General features: G+C 46.6%; 11 protein-coding genes. 7 read left to right on the top strand and 4 right to left on the bottom strand.

Features of this window, described 5'->3' with window-relative positions; genetic code table 11:
* Nucleotides 1-4 precede the first annotated feature (4 nt).
* From EV202_RS10415 to EV202_RS10405, 3 genes are all read right to left on the bottom strand, one after another.
* A complete protein-coding gene (locus EV202_RS10415) occupies nucleotides 5-3,280 on the bottom strand; it encodes a SusC/RagA family TonB-linked outer membrane protein (protein WP_131927021.1) in 3,276 nt (1,091 codons plus the stop codon).
* Between the two features lie 145 nt (nucleotides 3,281-3,425).
* Entirely contained in the window at nucleotides 3,426-4,373 is a 948-nt protein-coding gene (locus EV202_RS10410; protein ID WP_131927020.1) for a FecR family protein, read from the bottom strand.
* Nucleotides 4,374-4,449: 76 nt separating this feature from the next.
* Complete coding sequence (locus EV202_RS10405) at nucleotides 4,450-5,010, bottom strand: RNA polymerase sigma-70 factor (RefSeq protein ID WP_131927019.1); 561 nt, start codon at nucleotides 5,008-5,010, stop codon at nucleotides 4,450-4,452.
* Nucleotides 5,011-5,216: 206 nt separating this feature from the next.
* On the opposite strand from EV202_RS10405, the gene EV202_RS10400 reads away from it, so the two are divergent.
* From EV202_RS10400 to EV202_RS10375, 7 genes are all read left to right on the top strand, one after another.
* Nucleotides 5,217-5,576 carry a hypothetical protein gene (locus EV202_RS10400; protein ID WP_106068203.1) on the top strand — a complete coding sequence of 120 codons (360 nt, stop codon included), beginning with the start codon at nucleotides 5,217-5,219 and terminating at the stop codon, nucleotides 5,574-5,576.
* Between the two features lie 375 nt (nucleotides 5,577-5,951).
* On the top strand, nucleotides 5,952-7,172 hold the full coding sequence (lnb, locus tag EV202_RS10395) for a lipoprotein N-acyltransferase Lnb (protein WP_131927018.1): 1,221 nt from the start codon (nucleotides 5,952-5,954) through the stop codon (nucleotides 7,170-7,172).
* Complete coding sequence (locus tag EV202_RS10390) at nucleotides 7,169-8,737, top strand: alkaline phosphatase family protein (RefSeq protein WP_131927017.1); 1,569 nt, start codon at nucleotides 7,169-7,171, stop codon at nucleotides 8,735-8,737. The genes lnb and EV202_RS10390 overlap by 4 nt, the downstream gene beginning before the upstream one ends.
* A 277-nt stretch (nucleotides 8,738-9,014) precedes the next feature.
* Nucleotides 9,015-12,350: a preprotein translocase subunit SecA gene (gene secA / locus EV202_RS10385; RefSeq protein ID WP_131927016.1), complete on the top strand. Its 3,336-nt coding sequence runs from the start codon at nucleotides 9,015-9,017 to the stop codon at nucleotides 12,348-12,350.
* Nucleotides 12,304-12,801: a hypothetical protein gene (locus EV202_RS15080; RefSeq protein ID WP_165899420.1), complete on the top strand. Its 498-nt coding sequence runs from the start codon at nucleotides 12,304-12,306 to the stop codon at nucleotides 12,799-12,801. The genes secA and EV202_RS15080 overlap by 47 nt, the downstream gene beginning before the upstream one ends.
* Nucleotides 12,719-13,819: a DUF6340 family protein gene (locus EV202_RS10380; RefSeq protein ID WP_131927015.1), complete on the top strand. Its 1,101-nt coding sequence runs from the start codon at nucleotides 12,719-12,721 to the stop codon at nucleotides 13,817-13,819. Before EV202_RS15080 ends, EV202_RS10380 begins: the two co-directional genes overlap by 83 nt.
* A gap of 84 nt (nucleotides 13,820-13,903) precedes the next feature.
* Nucleotides 13,904-14,350 carry a hypothetical protein gene (locus EV202_RS10375; protein WP_106068198.1) on the top strand — a complete coding sequence of 149 codons (447 nt, stop codon included), beginning with the start codon at nucleotides 13,904-13,906 and terminating at the stop codon, nucleotides 14,348-14,350.
* A 97-nt stretch (nucleotides 14,351-14,447) separates the two neighbouring features.
* Here EV202_RS10375 and EV202_RS10370 read toward each other — a convergent pair whose 3' ends face one another.
* Nucleotides 14,448-17,099: a valine--tRNA ligase gene (locus EV202_RS10370; RefSeq protein WP_131927014.1), complete on the bottom strand. Its 2,652-nt coding sequence runs from the start codon at nucleotides 17,097-17,099 to the stop codon at nucleotides 14,448-14,450.
* Nucleotides 17,100-17,175: the final 76 nt, after the last annotated feature.

Below are 17,175 nucleotides of genomic sequence, written 5' to 3'. Positions count from 1 at the left end.
TAAATTAAAAGTCGATTTGAACACCCAATAAAAATTGCCGCGAAGAAGGATAGTAACTTATTTTGTTGGCAGACACTCCCGGCTCCATTCCGTTTACGGCAAATGCATCCATGTCCAATCCTTTATATCCGCTAATGGTGAATAAATTACGCGCCGTGAAATAAATACGTACTTTTTCCACCCACTTCGAATTTACGTTATAATTATATCCTAATGTGGCTACATCCAACTTTAAAAAGTTACCATTATGCACAAAATAATCACTATGCACATTTTTTCCTGTAGTAACGGCTATATTTTCTTTATATGCCGATTTTAAAACATTTGTGTTAGGTGCCGCCGATTGCAGACCATAATACAGATTATGGGTATCATAAATCTGAAAACCGAAATTACCACGAAAGAACAAACTCATATCAAAGTTCTTATATTTGAAAGCATGAGTCATCGACATCGTAAATTTGGGTAATCCGTTTCCTGCCACATGCTTATCCTCATCGGTACCTTTATCGATAGGAATGACATCGCCGGTTTTGGAACGAATCAACCATTGACCTTCATCATTGACGCCTGCATATTCAAACGTGTAGAAATTACCGATACGTTCTCCTTCCTCGATACGCTGCACCGGTCCCGGGTCGCCCGGATAAGTGGGAAATGAACTCATCCAATAAAAAGACTGTCCTTTATGCATCTGATTGGAAAAAGAGACAAAACGATTATTGGATGTAGCTCCGACAAATCCGACTGTATAATCAAATTTCCCGGTCTTGACCGCATGCCAATTTAAATCAATCTCCCAACCGGAATTCTTCATCGTACCTACATTCACAAAAGTGGTGGGAGAGCCATTGGGAGGAAGAGATACATTATAGCTGCCCAACAAGTCGGATTGCCTTCTCGAATAATAATTCATGCTTCCCGTCAAACGATGATTAAAAAAGACAAAATCAACGCCTACGTTCCAATTTTTACCTTTCTCCCATTTTATGTCAGGATTAGGATTAGAATTAAACGACCATCCTCGGATATATCGTCCTTTATAAAAATTCAAATCATAACTTCCCATTGTAGCCAAAGACTGGTAACTGTCGAAATCCTGATTACCCGTCACGCCATAATCTCCCCTGATTTTCAATTCATCAATCCATTTAAGATTCTTCATAAATTTTTCCTCACTAATTCTCCACCCCGCCGATGCAGCCGGAAAAGATCCCCACTTATTATTTATACCGAATTTAGAAGAACCTTCACGGCGCAATGAAAAAGTAGCGAAATATTTATCGGACCAATTATAACTGATACGCCCGAAGAATGCTATCAGTTTTGAATCATTCTTATACGACCCCATGCCCAAACGCCCGATTGCCGCACTATTATAAGAGCCTGCGCCAAGGTTGTTATATGACAACAGATCCGAAGCGAAATTCTTGTTTTCCGCATTAAAACCGGAGTTTACGAAATATTGATAAGAATATCCTCCCATCAACTTCAGGTGATGGTTGTTTTTATCGAACATATAGTTCACCAACCACTCTAAAGACTCCTGTTCGTGTTTATCATAACTTTTGCTGGCTTCTCCTTTAAAACCTTTCTGCTCCGCACGAGTAGAAGTCGAAGGACGGAAAAAGAATTTATCATAATCCATAATTTGCTGGGCCAAAGTTATCTGTGTGCTGAGATAATGAGATTTATTCCGACACAACAAAGGGAATAAATTCAATTTAAAGGTCCCGTCCCAGTTTAAGATCTTGCTCTTACCGCCATGATCTTCCAATTTCAGCGTCTCTACAGGATTGTAAGTATCCCACCCCGTCAGTTTATAATACTTATTGGGTTCTTTGGGATCCATCACGGGAATAGTGGGATTTACAGTCAAAGCAGTCCAGAAAACGCTATAATCCGCATGGTCATAATCTATTGTTCGCGGAGCCACATTCAATACTATATTATATAGTTCAGACTTAGCGGTATGGTTCAAACTGAGACGTGCGCCTATTTCTTTTTTAGAAGACCGTAAATCGATTCCTTCAGAGTTTTTTACATCCACCGTACCTTTATAATTATTCTTCGAGTTCCCCCCGGTCACCTGTAAAGTATGACTATGAGATATACCCACTTTTGTAATTTCGTCAAACCAATTGGTATCGGCTCCATAGTCATTTCCGCGACTATATTTTCTAAACTCATCCACATCCAGGACTTCCAGCTCTGTAATCGGAGTTGCAACATTCACAAATCCCGAATAGAACGTATGGATATTGCCATCGACAGAGCCTTTCTTTGTGGTAATGACAATTACACCGTTAGATCCGCGAGTTCCATAGATGGCCGAAGCCGCACCGTCTTTCAACACATCGATGGACTCAATATCGTTTTCATTCACATTGTCAAGACTTCCGCCGGGGATACCGTCAATGACAATTAGAGGGCCTAAACCGGCAGTACGTGAAGACACCCCGCGAATTTGTATGTTCGCTCTGCTATTAGGATCCGCCGAAGCCGTATTATCGATATTCACACCTGCAACCTTTCCTTGAATTTTCATGGCAGGGTTACCGTTAGCAATCTGTAACATATCCTTAGCCGATACGTGAGAGACGGCACTGGTCAGTTCCTTCTTCGAAACGGAACCGTAACCTATCACCACCACTTCATCCAGCAGTTCCACATCTTCCCTCATCGTGACGCGAAGCAATTTCATATCTTTCAGTCTTATCTCCTGCGAGACATATCCTATATAGCTCACCACAATCACGTCTCCCACCCCGGCAGGTAGCGAGAATCTTCCGTCCATATCCGTCACCGCACCTTGCGTGCCCCCTTTCAACCTCACAGTGACACCTATCAGCGGTTCGCCCGAGGCATCGGTCACCACTCCCGTCACTCTCTGCTGTTGTGCCGCTAACGCAGCGTTACGAGTAAGGATTATATGATTCCCCTCCATTTTGTAGCCGATGGAAGAGCCGGCCAGCAACAGCGGCAACACCTCCGACACAGGCTTGCCGTTCACCTGTATGCTTTTACGTGTCTTCACGTTTACGTCTTCCTTGTATATGAAAAGATAATCCGTTTGAGTCTCTATCTCATTCAAAATGGATTCCAAACGGGTATTACTACTGTTTATGGTCACCCTTGCGTTTTGTGAACGACTGTTCCCGGCCGTCAGGCTGAACAGACAAAAGAACAATAAGAATATCGATATTCGCATGATTCTAAATAAATGTTTTGATTTCGGATTTTCAAGGCAATAAAAATCCGGCAAAAGAGTATTTTTCATATCTTTGCAAATGAGTTATTGATACGATTGATTAAAAAATTGTATTAGTCCCGGCCGACGGATGGGGCAAACATCCGCCGGCCTTTGTTTTTCAACAGTATTGTTCCATAGGCTATTCTCCGGTTTTAGGTAGTTAATAGATTCTTTACTTTATATAAATGATATCATTTTCTTTACCTCTTCGATAGCTGAAAGACACATCATTTTGCAGCACACGCAACGCATAGTCCGGACCGTCGGATATGCGGAACTTGCCTGTCAGCATCACTCCGGAAACAGCGGAGTTGTCCATCTGTATCCTCAAGTCATAATACCGTTCCAAATCTCTCATAATTTCGGCAAAAGACTTATTCTTGAAGCAATATAATCCTTCCTTCCATCGATACACATTATAGTCTTCTATCCGGCTCACAACCAGCTTGCCATCCTTCAACGTCGTCTTATAATGAGGTGAAAGGACGATGGAGGCTTTCTCGTTCAAAGGAGACTTCACCCTCACCTTCCCCTCCATCAGAGAAGTCTCGAACACCTTGCGTTTTGAATAAGCCTCCACATTGAATTTTGTGCCCAGCACTTCCACATCCATCACAGAGGTATGCACCACAAACGGACTTTTCTCATGGCGCGTTACTTCAAAGTAAGCCTCTCCGTCCAGCACCACTTCACGTTTTCCTTTCATAAAGGCGGTGGGATACTGCATGCGGGTACCGGCATTCAGCCATACGTTGGAACCGTCGGGCAAATCCAGGTTCACACGCTGGCCGGCCGGTACGGTGATGGTCTGCATGTTCATATTTACTTCATCGCTATCTTTTCCTATTGAAAACAAGGCAGCCGTCACACTCACCGTTATCGCAATCACAGAGGCTATTTTCAGAAATTCGCCGATAAAGCGGTGCAGCCTCTTATTCTTCGTTTTCCACACATCGTCCCGTTGCGGCCTGCCTGCCAGAATCATGGCGTTAAACAACTTGCGTTCACGCAAGAACTGCTTGCGGTTCTCATCGGAAGCCTCGGCCCATTCCTCCACCTGCTTCATTTCTTCCACAGAGGCATAGCCTTCGAAAAAACGATATAATATATCCTTATCCATAAATACTTCTTATTTTGCGTATCTATGGTAATAGCGGATAGAAAAGAAACTCCCCTAGCGGAAAAACCGTTTTTTTTTAATGAAGATAGAAAAAAAGCAGCGCGGCGGGCAGATAGTCCTTCAAGGCAAGACGCAACACCTTGGTGGCTTTCGATATGTGAAATTCCACTCCTTTGGTGGTTATTCCCAGTGATTCGGCTATTTCTTTATGAGATTTGTTTTTATAACGGCTCATGACGAAGATACGCCGTGTCTGTTCGGACAGGGCAGACAGTGCCTTGTCCACTATTTCCTGTATCTCATGGGTGAAAATCTCATCGGGTTCCAGATCTTCCAATGACAGGATGCGGTTAGACAGGTCCCAGGCATACAGGCGGGATAACTCGTCCGAAATCTCTTGGTGAAGCCGCCGGCGACGCAGGTGATCGATGCACTTATGTTTAATGGCAGTCAGCACATAGGCCGGAATATTAGTGTCGGCAGCAAGGCGTCCCTTGTTTTCCCAATAATACATCATGGATTCGATGACAATGTCTTCGGCAACAGCTTCATCGTGCACATAAGTAACGACAAAGTGGACAAAGCGTTGTTGATATTCCCTGAAGAATTGATTGAAATCACTCAGATTAAAGGCCATCGTTCAATTAATAATAGTATTAAAACATAAGGAAAAGATGCTACAAATATACACTTTTACTTTAAAAAGAAACAAGATTAGGTGTAATAATTCAATCCTGTTAAAGAATAAAACTACTGTCATACGGTGCGACATGAATTAATAAGCCGGTTCGGGATAAGTTTTTCCGGAACAACTCCAAAAGAGGAGCGGAAGAAGAGGAGGCGATGACGGAAAGTATGAAGGTTGCCGAAGAAACAGGGCCGATGCCCGAAGAGACAGCGCCGGTTGTCGAAGAGGCAGGGTCGGCTGTCGAAGAAGCAAGCCCGCTTGTAGAAGAGGACGGGGATTTTCAGGCGGCAACTTCTCCTGCCGCTGCTGCGGAAGTGTCCGAAGCTTACGCGGCGACTTCGGACGAACTTGTAGCCGACTGCCTGCCGACTGCCTGCCGGCAAGCAGTCCGGAAAGCGGTAAAAAGCAGGATAACATGCAGCTTATTAGCGAGTTATCGCGCGGATCTCCCCTCTCGCGCGCGAGAGAAGAGAAGAATAGAGAAGAAGAGAATAGAAAATACCTCCTCCATATAATTCCTCCTCTTAAGGCGGAGGAGGTGGATTAAGGTGGAGGAGGTGGAGGAACACCACACCGCATGCGTCGTAACGTGAGGGCGCAACTGGTGCGAGGTGTGAGATTGCAGACGATGAAGTGCGGGCTTACGGATGACGAAGTGCGGAGTTGCGGACGATGAAGTGCAGAGTTGCGAGCGATGTATCCGGTTTGTTCTCTAAATTGATTTATAACTATAAGATTACAAAAAATAAGCGAGATTACCATTTTCTTATTCCGAATACGTATTAATAACCAAAAAAAGGAGACTTCCCCACCCGCAAACGCCTAAAAAAGACTATCTTTGCGCCCATATTACCAAAGAATAGTTTTATTGAGATATTACGAGAACAGGTATGAAACATTTTTCCTCCATTCTCCTCCGCTTCGTCTTCGTCGCTCTTCTCCTGCCCGTTGCCACCCTGCAAGCAACAACGACCGAGAACAATGCCCCCGAAGATTCCACCCGCATCAGCCTGCTGACATGTGCCGCTGGCGGAGAGATATATTACCTCTTCGGTCATACTGCTATCCGCTATGAGAACTTCACACGGGGCGTGGACGTCGTGTTCAATTACGGGGTGTTTGATTTCAATACTCCCAATTTCACCTTTCGTTTTGCCTTGGGAGATACGTATTATCAATTAGGAGTGACGGAATATCGGTATTTTGCCAACGAGTACACCGCTTTAGGACGTGACGTATGGCAACAGACGCTGAACCTGACATACGGTGAAAAAGAGCACCTCTTCCGACGGCTTCAGGAGAATTACAAACCGGAAAACCGCATGTATCTCTACAATTTCTTTTACGACAACTGCGCCACCCGTCCACGCGACCAAATAGAGCATGCCATAGACGGCACTTTGCGGTATGCCGAAAACATGACCGACAGCAACACCGGAATCAGCTTCCGCGATTTGCTGCATAAATACAGCGAAGGACATCCGTGGGCACGTTTCGGCATGGACTTGTGCATGGGCAGCAAGGCCGATAAACCTATCAGCAGAAGAGAAATGATGTTCGTCCCTTTCTATCTGCAAGAGCACATCAGCAAAGCGCAGATCACGGACCGGCAAGGACGAACACGACCGTTGGTGGCATCGGAAAAGAAAATCGTGCTGACAGGAAAAACTCCTGCCGACTTCCGCACCGGGGGCATCACACCCATGCAGGCGGCTCTGCTGTTGCTGACGGTGGTGGCAAGCGTCACCCTATGGGGAGTAAGCAGGCGGAAATCCTTGTGGGGGATAGACCTTATACTCTTCGCGGCAGCAGGTACGGCGGGCTGTATATTGGCTTTTCTGGCTCTCTTCTCGCAACATCCGGCAGTAAGCCCCAACTACCTGCTGTTCGTGTTTCATCCGCTGCACTTGCTCTGTCTTCCCTCTATGCTGATTCGGGTAAAAAGAAAGAAGGCAAGCCGCTATATGCGGGCTAATTTCATTGTTTTAACTCTTTTTATAGCCCTTTGGGTAATAATTCCTCAAGAATTCCCGCTGACAGTATTACCTTTGGCACTGTGTTTGCTAATACGCTCAGGAAGCAACCTCTTTTTGACATATAAAAAGAAATGAAAAAAGGACTGATAACCTCCATACTTGCACTGACATTCGGTGGCCTGCAAGCCCAACCGCTGCCTGCCACCCCCAAACTGGTGGTGACGCTCACCATTGACCAACTGCGCACGGACTATATGGAAGCTTTCTCGTCCTTATATGGGGAAAAAGGATTCAAACGCCTGCTACGCGAAGGCAAAGTGTTCCGTCAGGCAGAATTCGCTTTCAACGGAACCGACCGGGCATCGGCCATAGCCGCCATCTATACCGGTACAACGCCCTCCATGAACGGCATCATTGCCGAAAACTGGCTGGACGCCCATACGCTACGCCCCGTGAACTGTGTGGAAGATCCCGACTTCATGGGCAACTACACGGACGAAAGTACTTCTCCCTCACGATTGCTGACCTCTACTATTGCCGACGAATTGAGAATAGCCACCCGGAACAAAGGACTGGTCTATGCCATAGCACCCTTCAGCGATGCCGCCATATTGGGAGCAGGCCATGCTGGAAACGGTGCTTTTTGGCTTAACAAAAACACGGGAAAATGGTGCAGTACGACCTATTACAGTGAGTTCCCGTGGTGGCTGAGCCTATACAACGAACGCAAATCGCCCGACTTCCGCATCAAGGACATGGTGTGGACGCCTGCACTTCCTTTTGCTTACTATACTTTCTTACCCGAATGGCGAGACGAGCCTTTTAAATATAAACCGGACAGCGAACGGAGCAATAAGTTCCGACGGCTGCTCACCACTCCCTTCATCAACGAGGAAGTGAACTTGCTGACCGAAGAACTGCTGAACAAAAGCACCGTGGGGCAAGACGAAGTACCCGACCTGCTTTCGCTGACCTACTACGCCGGAAACTACAATCGCCGAAGCGTGCAAGAGTGTGCCACGGAGATGCAGGATACCTACGTCCGGCTGGACAGAAGCATAGCTGCTTTGCTTGAGATCATCGACCACAAGGTGGGATTGCACAACGTGCTTTTCTGCATCACCTCTACGGGCTATGCCGATGCCGAAGACGCCGACCCGGGCATCTATCGCACACCGGGCGGAGAGTTCCACTTGAACCGATGCGCCACGTTGCTGAACATGTTCCTCATGGCCACCTACGGCGAAGGCCAGTATGTGGAAGCTTATTACGACCGGCAAATCTACCTCAACCATAAATTGATAGAAAGTAAGCAACTGAACCTGGCAGAGATTCAGGAAAAGGCAGCTGAGTTTTTAGTACAGTTCAGCGGTGTAAACGAGGTATATTCGGCTCACCGCCTGCTGTTAGGCTCTTGGTCGCCACAGATAGAGCGCATCCGCAACGGCTTCCATCGCAAGCGTTCCGGCGACTTGACCATCGATGTACTGCCGGGTTGGACCGTGATGCAGGAAAACAACACCGATAATCGTGTGGTGCGCAAAGCCAATATCCCTGCCCCCCTTATCCTGCTGGGCAGTGGCATAAAAGCGGAAACCATCCGCATACCTGTCAGCATAGAACGCATCGCCCCCACCCTGGCCGGTATAATGCGCATTCGCGCTCCGAATGCAAGCACAGCTTCTCCCCTCGATTTCTAAAGCCTGTCTCGATAGAAGAATGGAAGGTCTCAGAAGGAGAACTTTTCGGATGCAAACAGCACGGATGACACAGATTTTCAAAAAACGATACTGCCTATCACTTGTGTCATCTGTACTTGATAAATCGAAATACAAAGCTTTCAGGACAACGTGGAATTTCTTTAAGAATGATTTCGGGAGGATTAAAATAATCTGTGCAAATCTGGGTAATCTATATAGAAATCAGTAACTTTGCACGCCTAATTAATTCAGCAATAATAATAAAAACAGATATATAATGGGATTCAATGAATTTTTAAGCTCGATTTTCGGCAATAAGTCCACACGCGACATGAAAGAAATACAGCCGTGGGTGGAGAAAATTAAAGCCACTTATCCGGAAGTAGCCAAGCTCGACAACGATGGTTTGCGCGCCAAGACTGAGGAACTGAAGGTCTACATCCTCGAATCGGCTACCGAACAGCGCACCAAAGTAGAAGAATTGAAAGCAAGCGTGGAAGACACCGAACTGGAAAAACGCGAAGACATCTTCAATCAGATTGACAAAATAGAAAAAGAAATATTGGACATTTACGAAAAGGCATTGGACGAAGTGCTTCCCACCGCTTTTGCCATCGTAAAGGAAACTGCCCAACGCTTCGCCGAAAATGAAGAAGTGACGGTGACGGCCACCGAATTTGACCGCCAACTGGCAGCCACCAAAGACTTCGTCCGCATAGAAAACGACAAGGCCATCTACCAAAACCACTGGATAGCCGGAGGCAATGACACCGTATGGAACATGGTGCACTATGACGTGCAATTGTTTGGTGGTGTGGTATTACACAAGGGAAAAATTGCCGAAATGGCAACGGGCGAAGGTAAAACACTGGTGGCTACCCTGCCGGTATTCCTCAATGCCCTGACAGGTAACGGGGTACACGTAGTGACTGTGAACGACTATCTGGCCAAACGTGACTCCGAGTGGATGGGACCGCTCTATATGTTCCACGGCTTGAGCGTGGACTGCATCGACAAGCACCAGCCCAACTCCGACGCCCGTCGAAAAGCTTATATGGCGGACATCACCTTCGGAACAAACAATGAATTCGGCTTCGACTACCTGCGCGATAACATGGCTATCAGCCCGAAAGACCTTGTACAGCGTCAGCACAATTATGCCATCGTGGATGAGGTGGACTCGGTATTGATAGACGATGCCCGTACTCCGCTTATCATCTCCGGCCCCGTGCCCAAAGGTGACGACCAGCTTTTCGAGCAGCTCCGCCCGCAAGTGGAACGTTTGGTAGAGGCACAAAAGAGAATAGCTACCCAATATCTGGCCGATGCCAAACGGCTCATTGCCTCGAACGACAAGAAAGACCAGGAAGAGGGATTCCTCGCCTTATATCGCAGCCACAAGTGTCTGCCCAAGAACAAGCCTCTCATCAAGTTCCTGAGCGAACAGGGCATCAAGGCCGGCATGCTGAAGACCGAGGAAATCTACATGGAGCAGAACAACAAACGTATGCACGAAGTGACAGATCCGCTGTACTTCGTAATAGACGAGAAACTGAACAGCGTGGATCTGACGGACAAGGGCGTAGATCTTATCAGCGGAAATGCCGAAGACCCCACTTTCTTTGTACTGCCCGACATCACCGCCCAGCTCTCGGCCTTGGAAAATGAGACCGAACTGACGGACGAGCAACGTCTGGAGAAGAAGGATGCTCTAATGACGAACTATGCCGTGAAGAGCGAGCGCGTGCACACCATCAACCAGCTACTGAAGGCCTATACCATGTTCGAGAAAGACGACGAATACGTAGTCATCAACGGACAAGTGAAGATCGTGGACGAGCAGACCGGACGTATCATGGAAGGTCGCCGCTATTCCGACGGCTTGCATCAGGCCATCGAAGCCAAAGAGGGCGTGAAGGTGGAAGCAGCCACACAGACTTTCGCCACGATTACGTTGCAGAACTACTTCCGCATGTATCACAAACTATCCGGTATGACAGGTACCGCTGAAACAGAGGCCGGCGAGTTGTGGGACATCTATAAACTGGATGTGGTAGTTATCCCCACCAACCGTCCCATTGCCCGTAATGACATGAACGACCGCGTTTACAAGACGAAACGCGAGAAATACAAAGCCGTCATCGAGGAAATAGAAAAGATGGTAGCAGCCGGACGTCCGGTTCTGGTGGGTACTACATCAGTGGAGATTTCCGAAATGCTGAGCAAGATGCTTGCCATGCGTAAGATAGAACATAGCGTATTGAACGCCAAGTTGCACCAAAAGGAAGCGGACATTGTGGCGAAAGCCGGTTTGAAGTGTGCGGTGACCATCGCCACGAATATGGCCGGCCGTGGTACGGATATCAAGCTGAGTCCCGAGGTGAAAGCTGCCGGTGGTCTTGCCATCATCGGTACGGAACGCCATGAAAGCCGTCGTGTAGACCGCCAGTTGCGCGGTCGTGCAGGTCGTCAGGGTGACCCCGGTTCCTCTGTTTTCTTCGTGTCACTGGAAGACGACCTGATGCGCCTCTTCTCTTCCGACCGTATTGCCGGCGTGATGGATAAGCTTGGTTTCAAAGAGGGCGAAATGATTGAGCACAGCATGATTTCCAAATCCATAGAACGTGCGCAGAAGAAAGTGGAAGAAAACAACTTCGGCATCCGTAAGCGACTGCTGGAATACGATGACGTGATGAACAAACAGCGTACGGTGGTCTACACCAAACGCCGCCACGCGCTGATGGGCGAACGCATCGGCATGGATATCGTAAACATGATTTGGGATCGCTGCGCCAACGCCGTAGAAGCCCCCGATTATGAAAACTGCAAGATGGATGTGCTCCAGACCCTTGCCATGGAGGTGCCTTTCACCGAAGAGGAATTCCGCAACGAGAAGAAAGAAAGTCTTGCAGACAGAACTTTCGAAGCTGCCATGACACTCTTCAAGCGTAAAACCGAACGCATGGCACAGATTGCCCATCCGGTCATCAAGCAGGTGTACGAAGCACAAGGTCACATGTACGAAAACATCTTGATACCTATCACCGACGGCAAACGGATGTACAACATCTCCTGCAACTTGAAGAAAGCTTACGAAACCGAATGCAAGGAGGTAGTGAAGTCGTTCGAGAAATCAATCCTGTTGCACGTTATCGACGAAGCATGGAAAGAAAACCTGCGCGAACTGGATGATTTGAAGCACTCTGTACAGAATGCAAGCTACGAGCAGAAAGATCCGTTGTTGATTTATAAGCTGGAATCCGTAAACTTGTTTGATGCCATGGTTGACAAAATAAACAACCAGACCATTTCTATCCTTATGCGCGGACAGATTCCGATGCAGGAAGCACCTGCCGAAAATCAGGAAGTTCAACGGTCGGCTCGCCATGTGGAGGTACGCCAGGCTGCTCCGGAACAACGTCAGGATATGAGTAAATACCGCGAACAGAAGGTAGACCTGAACGACCCGCATCAGCAGGCCGCCGCAGCGCAAGATACGCGCGAACAACCCAGACGGGAACCGATCCGTACCGAAAAAACAGTAGGACGTAATGATCCTTGTCCTTGTGGCAGCGGTAAGAAATTTAAGAATTGTCACGGAAGAAATGCCTAAAGCCAAACGGTATGAGGCAGCGCAGAGCTTGGTAATTCTTGCTCTGCGTTTTTTTATAGGATTCTTTTTGGGGGAGTGTTTGCCCCAATTCTTAACACAAGAAGAGATTAAGTCTCTTACGCACTGTCCGGAATGGATAGCTGACCTTCAAAAAGAGAGCTTTTCTCAGGCGCAGACGCCCCAAACGCTCTTTTTCTTTATTCAAGAGCTGTGTATCGGGATGCTATCTGCATCCAGCAGTTTAAAGATACATAGATGTTTTAGACATTTGCATTTTTTATTTTCGTCTAACCTTTTTATAACTTCTAATCTTTATATATATCAGCTTAAAAGCGTAATTTTGTTTTTAAAACAAGATCTTGAAGAAGATGGCAAAATATCACTATTGTCTGTTACTGACAATTTTACTGCTTTTGGGCAGTTGTCGGAGTGTAGAACAACTGTCCATTGAGTATATGCTTCCGGCAGAAGTCAGCTTTCCTACTACTCTGAAACGGGTAGCTGTTGTCAACAACATGCCTTCTGTTCCCGACAACAAACTGATTATCACAAAAGAAGAGCAGAACAAAGGAGCAAACGAGTGGATGCGGATGACCAACTACTATAATGGAGATGCCGCAACAACCGCCGAATCGCTGGCAAAGACCCTAGCCGATGAAAACTATTTTGAAGAAGTAGTGATCTGCGACTCCGCCTTGCGCAGCAAAGACATCAGTCCACGAGAAAGCACATTGTCGACGGAAGAAGTAAATCATCTTATCCAAAACCTTGATGTAGATTTCCTGATCGCCTTGGAGAATGTACAGATGCGTTCCACCCGCAAGATAAGCTATATACCCGATTGGGGAGTTTTTCATGGCACTGTAGATGTAAAGGTTTATCCCACAGTAAAAGTGTATCTGCCCAACCGTAAAGGTCCCATGGTGACTGTCAGTACCAATGACAGCATTTTCTGGGAGGAAGTAGGAAGCGGAGAAGCTTACGTGCGTAGCCACCTCATCAAAGAAGAAGATATGCTGAAACAAGCATCGGAGTTTGCCGGCACAATACCTACCAAACACCTACTCCCTTATTGGAAAACCGATAACCGATATCTCTTCAGCAGTGGTTCAGTGAACATGCGCGACGGTGCAATATATGCCAAAGAAGAGAATTGGGCAGAAGCCATCGCCCTCTGGAAGCAGACTTACAATAGCAAGAAGGGAAAGCAAAAAATACATGCCGCCTGCAACATTGCCTTGGGATATGAGATGCAAGACAGCATAGACACTGCTCTGGAATGGGCATCGAAAGCGCAAGCCCTCACCGATGGAAAAGGAAAGAATACATCGAAGGATAGTGCCGAACTCAGTGACAGCATGACTTCCTATTATCTCTTCACCACCTCATACGTGAACGAATTGCAGAAACGAAAGGAAGGAATGGCACGGCTGAACATGCAAATGATGCGGTTTAAAGAGGAAGAATAGCTATATATCTGTTTTTTTTCACCTTTAACCATACATTATAAATAATTTTCCCTACCTTTGAACAACTATTAAGAAAAAGCAATTATGAAGCTCAGTCAATCGTCATTATCACTCTTGGAGGATAGCATCAAAAAAGCAATTGGGAAATATACTTGCGGTTGCGAACAGACCATCGTTACGGATATTCATCTGCAACCGAACCAAAACTCGGGCGAGCTGTCTGTCTTTGATGATGAGGATGAAGAGCTTATCAATACCACTATCGAAGAATGGACTACTTACGAAGGGGATGATTTCTACGAGAATACGGAACGTATCCTCACCACCCTGCTCTGCAACATGAAAAACGCAGGAGTTTTTGACAAACTGACCATTCTAAAACCTTTCTCCTTTGTACTGGTAGATGATGAGAAAGAAACCCTTGCCGAACTCTTGTTGATAGACGATGAAACCTTATTGGTAAATGATGAACTACTGAAAGGACTGGATGAAGAACTGGACGCTTTCTTGAAGAATCTATTGGAGAAATAAAAGCGGTTAGAAGCTTCCCAAAGCTTTCTATTATACAAATAAAAAAGAACTCCGAGATGTTTCCATCTCGGAGTTCTTTTTTTCATACTAATTCTACTCATGCTTTACGCAACGCCGCTATGCTTTCTTTCAAAGAGTTGATAATGCTTTCGGCATCCGCCTGCTTCTTACGTTCCATTTCAATGACGGCAGCCGGAGCGTTGCTCACAAACTTCTCATTGCCCAATTTCTTCAGTACACCTTGAAGGAAGCCTTCCTTATGCTTCAGCTCGGCCTCCATACGGGCTATTTCGGCTTCCACATCAATCATATTGCCGATAGGCACTGCATATTCAGTCGTGCCTACCATAAATGCGGCAGCTCCTTCAGCCTTGGCCTCCACCACATTGATTGTCGAAAGGTTGCACATCTTTTCAATAACAGCATTGAATTCAACCGCCGGATTTTCACCGATGACCTGCAATTCCAACGCTTCTTTCTGGGCAATATTCTTTTGCAAACGGATAGAGCGTATGCTGCTGATTACTTCTTTTACGGTTTCAAAGCGGGCAAGCACATCTTTATATACCACGCTATCTATGGTTATCGTGTCTATCATCAGGCTGATGTGTTCCTCCTCTATCTCCTCTTCTGTACGATTGTAGAGATGCTGCCAGATTTCCTCGGTGATGAACGGCATAAAAGGATGCAACAAATGCAGCAAATTATCAAAAAAACGCAGGGTGCAGTCGTGGATACTGCTTGGAATTCCTTCGCCGTAAGCCGGTTTGATAATTTCCAGATACCAAGAAGAGAATTCATCCCAGAATAATTTGTATACAGCCATCAAGGCTTCGCTCAGGCGATATTTGCCGAAAAGGTCGGCCACTTCGGCAGCCACTTCATTTTGTTTGGACTCAAACCACTCGGCAGCCAGACGCGAGGCTTCGGAAACCTGCTTTTCCTCGTCTACCTTCCAGCCATTCACCAAGCGAAAAGCATTCCATATCTTGTTACAGAAGTTGCGCCCCTGTTCGCACAGCGCATCGTCGAAAAGAATATCATTGCCGGCAGGAGCCGAAAGCATCATACCCATACGCACACCATCGGCGCCATACTTCTCTATCAACTCCAACGGATCGGGAGAGTTGCCCAACGATTTCGACATCTTACGTCCCAGCTTGTCGCGAACAATACCCGTAAAATAAACATTTCTAAACGGCATCTCGCCTTCATATTCGTAGCCGGCCATAATCATACGTGCCACCCAAAAGAAGATGATATCCGGCCCGGTCACCAAGTCGCTTGTAGGATAATAATATTTGATTTCCTCGTTACCGGGGTTGTTGATGCCATCAAACAAAGATATAGGCCACAACCATGAAGAGAACCAAGTGTCCAAGCAGTCTTCGTCCTGACGGAGATCTTCCATTTTCAAGCCGGAATTACCGGTCTTTTCTTTAGCCAACTTCAACGCCTCTTCGGCAGTGGCAGCTACCACATAGCCGCCTTCCGGCAAGAAATAAGCCGGGATGCGATGTCCCCACCACAACTGACGGCTGATGCACCAGTCCTTGATGTTCTCCAGCCAATTCTTATACGTATTCTTATATTTGGCAGGATAAAACTTCAATTCATCATTCATCACCGGCGGTAATGCCATATCCGCAAAATGCTGCATTTTCAAGAACCATTGCATGGAAAGCTTCGGTTCGATGGGTACATTGGTTCGCTCAGAGAAGCCTACCTTATTGGTATATGCCTCCACCTTTTCAAGCAATCCGGCGGCGGCAAGATCTTTCTCTATCTGCTCGCGCACGTCGAAACGATCAATGCCGACATACAGCCCCGCTGCTTCGCTAAGTGTTCCGTTATCATTGAAGATGTCGATACTCGGCAAATTATACTTCTCGCCCAGCATATAGTCGTTCACATCATGCGCAGGAGTAACCTTCAAACAGCCGGTACCGAATTCGATATCCACATAATCGTCTTCAATCACCGGAATGGCACGGCCTACCAATGGAACAATCACTTTTTTCCCCTTCAACCAAGTATTCTTGGGGTCTTCGGGATTGATACACATTGCAGTATCACCCATAATGGTTTCGGGACGGGTAGTGGCAATCACCGCATAACGCCCTTCGGGATCACCTTCTACCATATATTTCAGATAATATAGTTTGCTATGCTCTTCCTTATAGATAACTTCCTCATCGCTGAGAGCAGTCAATGCCTTCGGATCCCAGTTCACCATGCGGACACCCCGGTATATCAAACCTTTATTATACAAATCTACAAAAACCTTCAGCACACTCTCGCTACGAGTTTCGTCCATGGTGAAAGCCGTGCGCTCCCAATCGCAAGAAGCACCCAACTTGCGAAGTTGCTTCAGGATGATTCCGCCATGCTCGTCAGTCCATTCCCAAGCGTGCTTCAGAAATTCTTCACGAGTGAGGTCGGTCTTCTTGATTCCTTGTTCGGCGAGTTTGTTCACCACTTTGGCTTCGGTAGCGATGGAAGCATGATCGGTGCCCGGCACCCAGCAGGCGTTTTTACCTTCCATGCGAGCACGACGCACCAGAATATCTTGAATGGTATTATTAAGCATGTGTCCCATGTGCAACACACCGGTGACGTTAGGAGGCGGAATGACGACAGTGTAAGGCTCGCGACTATCGGGTTTCGAACTGAATAATTTGTGGCCCAACCAATACCGGTACCACTTTTCCTCCACGTCAGCAGGATTGTACTTACTTGCTAATTCCATGTTTTTTTTAAATATCTACGATTAATTTATTTCGAATAACGCGTGCAAAATTAATGAATTAAAAATTAAATATATA

It is taken from the genome of Prevotella heparinolytica (assembly GCF_004342845.1).
Lineage (GTDB): Bacteria > Bacteroidota > Bacteroidia > Bacteroidales > Bacteroidaceae > Bacteroides > Bacteroides heparinolyticus.
Note: the sequence above shows the minus strand (reverse complement) of the source record. Positions and strands in the feature narration are given on the sequence as shown.